General features: G+C 69.3%; 9 protein-coding genes. 1 reads left to right on the top strand and 8 read right to left on the bottom strand.

The features are described from left to right. Positions 1-80: 80 nt before the first annotated feature. The 5 genes from ACWEF6_RS35685 to ACWEF6_RS35665 form a co-directional block, all read right to left on the bottom strand. Positions 81-1,157, bottom strand: a complete 1,077-nt coding sequence (locus ACWEF6_RS35685; RefSeq protein ID WP_449686974.1) for a glycoside hydrolase family 88 protein — start codon at positions 1,155-1,157, stop codon at positions 81-83. Positions 1,158-1,240: 83 nt separating this feature from the next. Continuing rightward, positions 1,241-1,885 (bottom strand): FadR/GntR family transcriptional regulator, encoded by a 645-nt coding sequence (locus ACWEF6_RS35680; RefSeq protein ID WP_310976037.1) that lies wholly within the window; start codon positions 1,883-1,885, stop codon positions 1,241-1,243. Further along, on the bottom strand, positions 1,882-2,907 hold the full coding sequence (locus ACWEF6_RS35675) for an ABC transporter permease (protein ID WP_310976038.1): 1,026 nt from the start codon (positions 2,905-2,907) through the stop codon (positions 1,882-1,884). Before ACWEF6_RS35675 ends, ACWEF6_RS35680 begins: the two co-directional genes overlap by 4 nt. After that, positions 2,904-4,442: a sugar ABC transporter ATP-binding protein gene (locus ACWEF6_RS35670; protein ID WP_449686973.1), complete on the bottom strand. Its 1,539-nt coding sequence runs from the start codon at positions 4,440-4,442 to the stop codon at positions 2,904-2,906. The genes ACWEF6_RS35675 and ACWEF6_RS35670 overlap by 4 nt, the downstream gene beginning before the upstream one ends. 74 nt (positions 4,443-4,516) lie before the next feature. Next, the gene (locus ACWEF6_RS35665; RefSeq protein WP_310976040.1) at positions 4,517-5,491 is read right to left on the bottom strand and encodes a substrate-binding domain-containing protein; all 975 of its coding nucleotides are present in this window, start codon (positions 5,489-5,491) and stop codon (positions 4,517-4,519) included. A gap of 368 nt (positions 5,492-5,859) precedes the next feature. Here ACWEF6_RS35665 and ACWEF6_RS35660 point away from each other — a divergent pair, with 368 nt between their 5' ends. Next, on the top strand, positions 5,860-6,987 hold the full coding sequence (locus ACWEF6_RS35660) for a CapA family protein (RefSeq protein ID WP_449686972.1): 1,128 nt from the start codon (positions 5,860-5,862) through the stop codon (positions 6,985-6,987). Positions 6,988-7,094: 107 nt separating this feature from the next. On the opposite strand, the gene ACWEF6_RS35655 is transcribed toward ACWEF6_RS35660, so the two are convergent. The 3 genes from ACWEF6_RS35655 to ACWEF6_RS35645 are packed head-to-tail and all read right to left on the bottom strand — an operon-like array spanning position 7,095 to position 10,896. Continuing rightward, positions 7,095-8,114 carry a family 2 encapsulin nanocompartment cargo protein polyprenyl transferase gene (locus ACWEF6_RS35655; protein WP_449686971.1) on the bottom strand — a complete coding sequence of 340 codons (1,020 nt, stop codon included), beginning with the start codon at positions 8,112-8,114 and terminating at the stop codon, positions 7,095-7,097. After that, a complete protein-coding gene (locus ACWEF6_RS35650; protein WP_449686970.1) occupies positions 8,114-9,493 on the bottom strand; it encodes a family 2B encapsulin nanocompartment shell protein in 1,380 nt (459 codons plus the stop codon). The genes ACWEF6_RS35655 and ACWEF6_RS35650 overlap by 1 nt, the downstream gene beginning before the upstream one ends. Next, the gene (locus ACWEF6_RS35645) at positions 9,490-10,896 is read right to left on the bottom strand and encodes a family 2B encapsulin nanocompartment shell protein (protein ID WP_449686969.1); all 1,407 of its coding nucleotides are present in this window, start codon (positions 10,894-10,896) and stop codon (positions 9,490-9,492) included. Before ACWEF6_RS35645 ends, ACWEF6_RS35650 begins: the two co-directional genes overlap by 4 nt. Between the last annotated feature and the right edge of the window lie 306 nt (positions 10,897-11,202).

Raw genomic sequence — 11,202 nt, 5'->3', positions numbered from 1 at the left:
TGAGGTTGTTAGTTTGGTTCTACCGTCGTGGGGGGGGGCCCCCCCCCCCCCCCAACGCCACATTGGGGCGTTTGGGGGCCCTACCCGGCCGAGCAGCCCTGCAGCGTCGCCACCTGCTGGCCCGCCAACAGGAACGCGCCCACGCCGAACGCCGACGTGTCGGTCGCGTGAGCGGTCGCCGGGCGGTCGCCCACCGGCTGGACGTAGCCCACCTTGCCGTCGGCCTGCAGGGCCTTCGTCGACAGTGCCGTCCACGCCTTGTCCACCACGGGGCGGAACCGGGCCGCGTCGAGGATGCCCGCGTTGACGCCCCAGCCGATCCCGAACGCGAAGAACGCCGTGCCGCTGGACTCCGGGCCGCCGTGGTTCCACGGGTTGAGCAGGTCCGAGTTCCAGAAGCCGTCCCGTCGCTGGGTCAGGGCCAACGTCGAAGCCATCTTCTTGAACACGCGCAGGTACTCCGGCCGCCGCGGGTCGTCGGTCGGCAGGACCTGGAGCACCTTCGTCAACGCCGCCAGTGCCCAGCCGTTGCCGCGGGACCAGAACACGCCCGAGCCCTTGAACCGCGCGTCGCGGTACCACAGGCCGGTGAACTCGTTGAACAGCTTGCGTTCCGACGATCGGAACAGCTGGTCCATTGCGTCCAAATAGGACGGATTGTGGTCGATCAGGCTCATCCGCGCGAACGACGGCATCGCCATGTTCAGCGCGTCGGCGTAGTCCCAGTAGTCGCGGTGGCCGGCCTGGACGGACGCCACCTCGGCCTGGATCCGGGTGCGGATCGAGTCGAGGGGGATTTCCGGGTGGAAGTACGTGTAGAGGTCGAGGTAGGCCTCGCCGGCGGCCTGGTTGTCCGGGAAGAACGGCCGCTTCGGGTCCTCCGGCAGCAGGTACTTGTTGGCCTGGGCCCACGGGTACGTCTTGTGGTTGGACTGGCCGGTGGTCCGGACCAGGGCCAGGTTGCCGACGTGGAACGTCGCGTTCTGCCAGTCCGGTGCGTCGGGGTTGGTGCCGTTGGCGGCCCAGTAGTTGCCCGCGGACACCATTTCGTCGGAGATCGTGCAGGTCGCGGCGGCCGCCACCGGGGTCGTCAAGAGACCGCCCGCCACCGCCGCGGCCGCGAGCACGCCGAAACCGCGAATTGCCGGGAAACGCATGAAAAGCGTCCTCCTCAACAGGTCATGGCGGCGGTCGTCCGCAGCGAGTGAAGCGCGTCCCGGTAACCGTGTCAAGGTACCGATCACCGGTACGCCGCAACGGTTTCCAGCAATCGGCGGCACGCGGACTCGGCGCCGTCGGCGTTCTTCGCCAGCACCAGCGTCAGCACCCGGGAATGGGCCACCAGCTCCATCGGCTCGCCCTGCGCCCGCAAAGCGGCGGCCACCGGCACCTGCAGCTGCGCGATCAGCGTGTTCCCCGACGCCCGGATCAGCGCCGCGTGGAACCGCGAATCGGCGTCCTGGAACGCTTCGCCCTCGCCGCGCTCGACCGCGTCGGCCATCTGCGCGTAGGCCGCCGCCATCGCCGAAAGCTCGTCCGGACGCCGGTGCCGCGCCGCCATCCGCGCCGCCTGCGGTTCGATGGCCAGCCGCAGTTCGAGGAGCTCGCGCAGGTGCTCGCGGCCGCCGGGACCGCCGACGCGCCAGGCGATGACGTCCGGGTCGATCGCGTCCCACGCCTCGGGCGGCAGCGTCCAGGTGCCAACCCGCGGGCGCGCGGTGACCATGCCCTTCGACTCCAGCACGCGCAACGCCTCGCGGACCACCGTGCGGGACGCGGAGAACCGGCGGCCGAGCTCCTCGGGGACGAGCGGCTGCCCGTCCCCGAGGACTCCTTCGACGATGAGCCTGCCCAGTTCGTCGACGATCCGGGCGTGGAGGTTCACTCCGGCAGGCCGACGCGCCGTTCCCCGCTGCGCAGCTGCTGCAGCACGACGGCGATCACCAGCAGCGCGCCGTGAGCGACGTTCTGCCAGAACGGGTTGATCCCCAGCCCGGACATGCCGTTGTCGAGCACGCCCAGGATGACCACGGCGAGCACGGTCGAAATGATCGACCCGCGGCCGCCCTTGAGCATCGTCCCGCCGAGCGCGGCACCGGTGACGGCCTGCAGCTCCAGGCCTTCCGAGCCGGACGTCGGCTGGCCCGAGCCGGTGCGCGCGGTGATCAGCACGCCCGCGATCGCCGCGACCACGCCGACGAGCGCGTACACGCCGATGATGTACCGGTTGATGTTGATGCCGGCCAGCCGCGCGGCCGTGTCGTTGCCGCCGATGGCGTAGACGTTGCGGCCGATGTCGGTGTACTTGAGCAGGAAGTGCAGCAGCGCCGCGACGATCAGGAACACCCACACCAGCGACGGCAGGCCCGCGATCGCGCCCTTGGCCAGGAAGATGAACAGGTCGTCGCCGCCGGTGTAGCCCTGCGCCTTGCCGTCGGAGATGACCTGCGCGATGCCCTTGTAGGTGGCGAGCATGGCCAGCGTCGCGACCACCGGGTTGACCCGGCCGAAGATGATGATCATGCCGTTGACCAGGCCGCAGAGGATGCCGACGCCGACCGCGGCGAGGATGCCGACCTCGGCGTTGCCGGTCGAGGTGAACACCATCGCCGAGATCACCGACGCCAGCCCGGCCATCGAGCCGACCGAGATGTCCAGCGCGCCGAGGATGATCACCAGCGTCTGCACCAGGGCGAGCAGGCCCATGATGGTGATCGCGCTGCCGATGAGCAGCAGGTTGTTGGTGCGGAAGAAGTTCTCGTTCAGCACGCTCAGCAGGATCACCAGCGCGATCAGCGTGATGATCAGGCTGGAGTTCTGGACGCCGATACCGGTCAGCACGCGCCGCGCGGCAGACGGCTGAGGCGCGGCGGCGGGCGCCGAAGTTTCCTTGGTGGGGGTGCTCATGCGCCGATCTCCTGGGCGTCGTCCACGGCTGGTTCGGTTTCGGGGATGGCGAGGGTCAGCACGGCTTCCTCGGTCGCCTCTTCGCGGCCGATCTCGCCGGCCAGGCGCCCGGCGCGCATCACGAGGATGCGGTCGGCCAGCGTCAGCACCTCGGGCAGGTCGGAGGAGATGACCAGCAGCGCGATGCCTTCGGCGGCAAGACCGTCGATGATCCGGTAGATCTCGGCCTTCGCGCCGACGTCGACCCCGCGCGTCGGCTCGTCGAGGATCAGCAGCTTCGGCCGCCGCGCGAGCCAGCGCGCGAGGACGGCCTTCTGCTGGTTGCCGCCGGAGAGCTTCCGGACTTCCTGCTCCATCGACGGCGTCCGCACGCGAAGCTCGCGTACGTACTCCTCGACGAGCGCGCGTTCCTTCGCCCGCTTCACCACCCGGAAGCGGCGAAGGCGGTCGAGGACAGCGATGGAGACGTTGTCGCGTACGGACCGCTGCATGAGCAACGCGTCCGTCTTGCGCTCTTCGGGCGCGAAGCCGATGCCCGCTTTGACGGCGTCACCCGGGTTGTGCGCGCGCAGCCGCTTGCCGCCGAGCTCCACGGTCCCGGACCGGATCGGCAGGTCGCCGACGATCGCGCGGGCCAGCTCGGAGCGTCCCGCCCCGACCAGCCCGGCCAGGCAGACGACCTCGCCCGCCCGGACCTGCAGCGAGATCCCGGTGACGTCGTCGGTCGTGACGTCGGCCAGCTTCAGGACCACGTCCCCGGTGTCCTGGGTGACGCGGCGCTCGAGCGCCGAAAGGTCGCGGCCGATCATCATCCGGACCAGACCGGCTTCGTCGGTCTCCGCGGCCTGCTGGACGCCGACGAGCTTGCCGTCGCGCAGCACCGCGACGCGGTCGGCGAGCTGGAAGATCTCCTTCATCCGGTGCGAGACGTAGACGACCGCGACCCCGCTGTCGCGCAGCCGCCCGATCAGCCGGAACAGCGCCTCGACCTCGTGTTCCGACAGCGACGACGTCGGCTCGTCGAAGGCGATGACCCGCGGTGGGGTGGCCGCGGTGAGCACGCGCAGGATCTCGACGAGCTGGCGTTGCGCGGGGGAGAGCGCGGCGCCGAGCGTGGCCGGGTTGAGGACGCCTTCGAAGCCGTACTCGACGAGCGCGTCGTGCGTGGCCTTGGTGAGCGTGCGGCGGCTGAACACCCGGGCCTTCGCGGGGAGTTCGCCGACGAAGACGTTCTCCGCCACCGAAACGTGCGGGATGATCTCGGGTTCCTGGTAGATCACGCGCACCCCGGCGGCCATCGCCGCGCGCGGGGTGTCGAAGGTGACCTCGGTGCCGTCCAGGAGCAGCCGGCCGTCGTCCGGGCCCTGGTCGCCGGACAGCACGCGCAGGAGCGTCGACTTGCCGGCGCCGTTTTCGCCCATCAGCGCGAGGACTTCGCCGGAGCGGAACTCCAGCGAGACGTCGTCGAGGGCGGTGACCCCGGAGAAGCGCTTGCCGATGCCCTCGACGGCGAGCGCGGGAGGGGAGCTGGACATGGTCGCCTTCCGTACGGCGGTCGTGAGTGGTAAGGCGGGTTAGAACCCGCCTTACCACTCACGAGGGTGGGCGGTCAGGTGCAGTTGACGCCGGCCTGCTTGTAGTTGTCCTTGTTGACGATCGTGGTCTTGGCGATCGTCTCGGCGGGCAGTTCCTTGCCGTTCTTGACCTTGTCGACCAGCACCTGGATCGCCGAGCGGCCGACCTCGGCGCCGGAGATGTAGAGCGCGGCCTTGTTGCCGGTGTCCTTGCCGGCGGCCCAGTCCTTGCAGTCGAGGTAGGCCCCGAGCCCGACGCCGATGATGTTGTTCGCCGCCACGCCGGAGTTGGCCAGCGCGGTGACGACGCCGGTCTCGTTCTCGTCGTTGCAGCCCCAGACGACCCAGTGCTTGACGCCGGGGTTGGAGCCGATCACCGCGCCGGAGCGGTTCTGCGCGTCGACCGGGGAGTTGTCGGTGCCGACGTCGATCACCTGGACGTCGGCGCCCGCGGCCTTGGCGAACGCGGACTTCGCGGCGTTGACGCGGTCGGTGCAGACGGTCAGGTCCTGCTTGAACGCGCTGATGATCTTCGTGTCGGCGGCCGCCCAGCCCGCGGCCTTGAACAGCTTCCCGGCCTCGGTGCCGACCGAATCGCCCATCTGGCTGCCGTTGAAGCCGACGAACGGCGCCTTCGCGCCCGAGCCGTCCTTGATGACGTCGTCGGAAGCGATCAGCGGGATGCCCGCGCTCTTGGCCTTGTCGATCACCTGCGGGCCGATCGCCTGGTCCGGGACGACGATCGCGACGCCGTTGGCGCCCTGCGCGACCGCGGCGTCGAGTTCGGTGATCGCCTTGTTGGCGTCCTGGCCGAGGTTGACCACCTTGAGCTCGACGCCGAGCTCCTTCGCCTTCTCCTGCGCGCCCTGGGCCTGCTCGACGAAGTACTGCTGGTCACCCTGTTTCTGCAGGTAGTACAGGGTGACCTTGCCGTTGGCGGGTGCCTGCTGCTGCGGTGCTGCGGTGTCCTTGCCGGAGGAGCAGGACGCCAGCAGGGCACCGGAAATCAAACAACAACCAACAACGCTCCAGGTTCGGAACCTGTGCGGGTGTGTGGACATCGAGTGCTCCCATGGGGGCCGAGGTCGGGTGGTTCGTTCGGGGTTCACGAAGTGACTCGTATTACAAAACACCCGTTCGAGGAGCGTCAAGGCGCAGTTAGCGGAGCGAGACCTACTCTGCGTAGTTGCATCGTGGCAAGCAGGGGGTTCAATTATCGTATTTTTTCCGGCCTGTCCTGCGCGTTGTCCGGTTTTGTCCTGTGCGAATGTTCTGATCGGTGTTGTCGACTGTGGTGGAAGTTTCAGCGCGTACCCGGACGGCGTGGCTGTCCGATTCGCCCGGCTGGCAGGATGGCCGGACCACGTTAGGGGGACCGATGACGAAGCACCGCGTCGCCGCGCTCGCCGGAATCGCCGTCCTGGCGGCCGCCTGCAGCAGCCCGCCGCAGCAGGGGCCGGCGCCGACGCCGTTCCCGGATTCGACGGCTTCCTCTTCGGCCGCCGCGCCCGACGGGTCGTTCAGCGTCGTCGCCACCGGAGACGTGCTGATCCACCCGGCGCTGACCGAGCAGGCCGAGGCCGACGGCGGCGGCAAGATCGACTACCGGCCGCTGCTGGCCGGGATCAAGCCGCTGATCTCCGGCGCCGACCTCGGGATCTGCCACCTCGAGACGCCGCTGGCGCCGGAAGGCGGGCCGTACAGCGGGTACCCGTCGTTCAGCGCGCCGCCGGAGATCGCCGACGCGCTCAAGGACATCGGCTACGACACGTGCTCGACGTCGTCCAACCACACGATCGACCAGGGCGCCGAGGGCGTCACCCGCACCCTGGACAAGCTCGACGCGATCGGCGTCAAGCACACCGGCTCGGCGCGGTCGGCGGCCGAGGCCGCGAAGCCGCTGATCATGGACGTCCAGGGTGTCAAGGTCGCGCAGGTGTCGTACGCGTTCGGGTTCAACGGCATCAAGGTGCCGGCCGGCAAACCGTGGCTGGCCAACCAGATCGACGTCGACGACGTCCTGGCGGCGGCTCGCAAGGCGAAGCAGGCCGGAGCGCAGGTCGTGATCGCGAGCCTGCACTGGGGCGTGGAGTACCAGCACGACCCGACGGCCGAACAGCGGTCGCAGGCCAAGAAGATCCTGGCGTCGGATGACGTCGACCTGATCGTCGGCCACCACGCCCACGTGGTCCAGCCGTTCGAGAAGATCGGCGGCAAGTGGGTGGCCTACGGGCTCGGCAACAGCATCGCCCGCCACTCCGAACCCAAGGGCGACACGGAGGAAGGCGCGGCGGCCCGCTTCCGCTTCGTCCGCGACGGCGACCGCTGGAAGGTCGACAAGGCCGAGTACATCCCGACCCTGATCCGCCTGGACGCCCCGATCCGCCTGATCGACTTGTCGACATCCCCGCCGTCGCCCCCGGTCACCAAGGCCCTCGAGGACACGGACAAGAACATCCTCAGCCTCAACGCGGCCAAGTCCGGCCTCACCCGCCCCGGCCCGTAACCCGTAACTCGCGTGATCAGAGCCGTAACTCGCGTGTTTGAAGCCGGATCTCGCGAGTCACGGCTTCAAACACGCGAGTTACGTTCCTGATCACGCGAGTTACGGGGTCAGTGGGTGCGGGTGGTGATGAGGCGGGCCAGGGTGGCGAGTTCGGCGGTGGCCCGGGAAGGTGGGGCGGCGGTGGTGAGGTCGCGCAACGCCTTGGCCAGCAACGCTTCCGCCTGGGCCTGGCTCCACTGGCGGCCGCCCGCGGCGTCGACGAGGGAGGCCGCGCGGGCGAGGTCGGTTTCGTCCAGGGGGTCGCGGCGGGCGTAGAGGGTGGCGAGGTCCGCGCCGGCGGGGGTGCCCGAACACAGGGCCGTCACCACCGGCAGGGACTTCTTGCGGTTCTGGAGGTCGGAGTACACCGGCTTGCCCGTGACGGCCGGGTCGCCCCAGATGCCGAGCAGGTCGTCGATGTGCTGGAACGCCAGGCCCACCGCGCGGCCGAACGCGCCGAAGCGGTCTGCGCCGGCCGTTCCGAAGGCCGCGCCGAGTGTGCAGGACGCGCCCAGCAGGGCCGCCGTCTTGCCCTCCGCCATCCGTACGCACTCGGTGGGGGTGACGTCGTCGCGCTGCTCGAAGTCCAGGTCCGCGGCCTGGCCTTCGAGCAGGGCCAGTGTCGCCGCCGACAGCACCTTCGCGTTCGCCGCGCCGCTCGGCGCCAGCACCTCGAACGCCAGGCTTAGCAACGCGTCCCCGGCCAGCACCGCCGGCCCGGTGCCGAACACCGTCCACGCCGTCGCGCGGTGACGGCGGGTGGTGTCGCCGTCCATGACGTCGTCGTGCAGCAACGAGAAGTTGTGCACCAGCTCGACCGCGACGGCGGCGGGCACGGCATCGGCCACCTCCCCGCCCGCGGCTTCCGCGCACAGCAAGACCAACGCGGGCCGCAGCGCCTTGCCGCCGTCGCCGGCCGCCGGGCGCCCGGCCGCGTCCTGCCAGCCGAAGTGGTAGGCGGCGATCCGCCGCATCGCCTCGGGCAGCCGCTCGGCGGCCGTCCGCAACGCCGGCTCCACGAGCCCCTTGCTCCACGCGAGGACGTCCGCCAGGGGACGGGCGGCGGTGCGCGTGTTCATCGTGGTCATCAGCGACCGACCTGGACGTCGTCGAGGGCGCCGAGGGCGTCGGGGACGAGGACGGCGGCGGAGTGGTAGGCGCTGATGAGGTAGGAGGTGATGGCGCGTTCGTTGGTGCCCATGTGCCGGACGTTGAGTCCGGGTTGGTATTGGTCGGGCAACGATTTCGGGCGGAGACCGATGACGCCGGCGTCGTCTTCGCCGGTGCGCATGGCGAGGATGGACGTCGTCCCGGCGGCGGTCACCGGGATTTTGTCGCAGGGCAGGATCGGGACGCCGCGCCAGGCGGTGACCCGTTTCCCGTCCAGGACAACGGTGTCGGGGTAGATGCGGCGGGCGGTGCATTGGCGGCCGAAGGCGGCGATGGCGTGGGGGTGGGCGAGGAAGAAGCGGGTTTTGCGGCGGCGGCAGAGCAGGTCGTCGAGGTCGAGGGGGGTGGGTGGGCCGGTGCGGGTGGTGAGGCGTTGGTTGAGGTCGGTGTTGTGCAGGAGCCCGAAGTCGGTGTTGTTGATCAGTTCGTGTTCTTGTCGTTCCCGCAACGCCTCCACGGTGAGGCGGAGTTGTTGTTCGAGCTGGTTGATGGGCTGGTTGTAGAGGTCGGTGACGCGGTTGTGGACGTGGAGGACGGTTTGGGCGACGGCGAGGTCGTATTCCCGGGGTGAGGGGTCGTAGTCGACGTAGGTGCCGGGCAGCAGCGGTTCGCCGTCGTGGCCGGCGGCGAGGTCGATGGCGGCTTCGCCTTTGGCGTTTTGGGGTTTGTGTGGCCGGGAGAGTGTGTCGGCGACGTGGGTGCGGAGGGTTTCGGAGCGGCCGTTGAGGCGGGCGTAGGCCGTGGCGGGCAACACCAGCACGATGACGCGGGTGGCGGCGCGGGCGGTGTAGGTCCAGTGGCCGGGGTGGGGGCCGAGGAGTTGTTCGCCGAAGTGGTCGCCGTCGGTGGCGGTGCCGAGGTGGAGGTCGTCGCCGTAGGGGCCGGTGCTGTGGCGGGTGACTTTGCCGTGGGCGAGCAGGAACAGGGTGTCGAGGGGGGTGTCGGCGGTGAAGAGGGTGTCGCCGGGTTCGTATTCGCGTTGTTCGAATGCTTCGGCCAGGGCTGCGAGTGCGGGTTCGTCGCTGAATCCGCGGAGGAGGGGGAGTTCGGTGAGTTCGGCGGGGATGACGTGGACTCGGGTGCCGGTGGTGTAGAAGGAGAGTTTGCCGTCGCCGAGGGTGTAGGTGAGGCGGCGGTTGACCCGGTAGGAGCCGGCGGGGACGTCGACCCAGGGGAGCTGGGTGAGGAGCCAGCGGGTGGTGATGCCGCGCATTTGCGGCCGGGTTTTGGTGGTGGTGGTCAGGGTCCGCGCGGCGGTGACGCTCAGCGACAGCTGCACCGAAGAGGCCACGGTCACGGTGTTTCCCGGCCGATCTCGGCGCTTTCCAGCACCGCGAGAGCGTCAGGCACCAGCACCGCGGCGGAGTAGTACGCCGACACCAGGTAGGAGATGACGGCTTGGTCGTTGATGCCCATGAATCGCACGTTCAGGCCGGGCTGGTATTCGTCGGGTAGTCCGGTTTGGTGGAGTCCGACGACGCCTTGGGTTTGTTCGCCGGTGCGCATCAGCAGGATGGAGCTGGTGCGGGTGTCGGTGACGGGGATTTTGTTGCAGGGGAGGATGGGGACGCCGCGCCAGGAGGGGACTTGGTGGCCGGCGAGGTCGACGCTGGTGGGGTAGACGCCGGCTTTGGTGCATTCGCGGCCGAAGGCGGCGATGGTTTTGGGGTGGGCGAGGAAGAAGCCGGGGTCTTTCCAGACGAGGGTGAGTAGTTCGTCGAGGTCGTCGGGGGTGGGTGGGCCGGTGCGGGTGGGGATGCGCTGGGCGAAGTCGGCGTTGTGCAGGAGCCCGAAGTCGGGGTTGTTGACCAGTTCGTGTTCCTGTCGTTCCCGGAGGGCTTCGACGGTGAGGCGGAGTTGTTGTTCGATCTGGTTCATGGGCTGGTTGTAGAGGTCGGCGACGCGGGAGTGGACCCGCAGCACCGTCTGGGCGACGGAGAGTTCGTATTCGCGGGGGCGGGCTTCGTAGTCGACGAAGGTGCCGGGCAGGACGGGTTCGCCGTCGTGGCCGGAGGCGAGGGAGATTTCGGCTTCGCCGTGGTCATTGCTGGCCGCCGCGCCGCGGGCCCGGTAGTCCTCCAGATGGGCTCGTAGGGTGTCGGAGCGGGTGAGGACGTCGTCGAAGGCGGCGCGGGGCAGGGACAGGACGGTGCAGGTGGTGACGGCTTTGGCGGTGAATTCCCAGATCCCGTCGTCGTTGACGAGGGCGCTGTCGCCGAAGTGGTCGCCGTCGGCGAGGGTGCCGAGGACGACCTGGTCGCCGTAGGCGCCGGTGCCGATTTTGGTGATCTTGCCGTGGGCGAGGAGGTGGACTTCGTCGGCGGGGGAGCCGAATTCGACGAGGGCGTCGCCGGGGGCGTATTCGCGCTGGGTGAACCGGTCGGCCAGTTCGGTCAGGACCTCTTCGTCGTCGAACCCGCGCAGCGGGCCGAGCTCGCCCAGTTCCGGGGGGATGACGCGGACCTGGGCGCCGGTGGTGGTGAAGGTGACCCGCCCATCCCCGACCGCATAGCTCAACCGCCGGTTGACGCGGTAGGCACCGCCGGAGACCTCGACCCAGGGCAGCACCTTGAGCAGCCAGCGGGAGGAGATGCCCTGCATCTGCGGGACCGACTTGGTCGTCGTGGCCAGGGTCCGGGCCGCCGCCCGCCCCAAACTCGACGGCGCCTGCTCGGATTCCACCGGGTCGGTGACAGTCACAACGAGGACCACCCAATCATTCGCGTTCGGCACGTGCCCGCCCCAGCCGGCACGCCGGTCATGACCTGCTATTCCCTGATATGCGCGGTTTCGTCGCGCCGCGAAATCAACATAGCAACCGCGACTGCCCGCACAATGACACGATCGGGTCACCGGGTTAATGGCCGGGCCGCCGCTTGATCATTTTCGGATGATGTTCGACGGCCGTGGTCACGGCCTGTTCGCGGACGTCACTCGGTCGTGAGAGCCCCTGCTCGGCAGCGCGGTCCACGGTCGCCCAGCGATACCGCACCACCGGTGGTACCC

It is taken from the genome of Amycolatopsis sp. NPDC004772 (assembly GCF_053601215.1).
The sequence above is the reverse complement of the archived record's forward strand: the minus strand, read 5'-3'. Positions and strand labels throughout refer to the sequence as shown.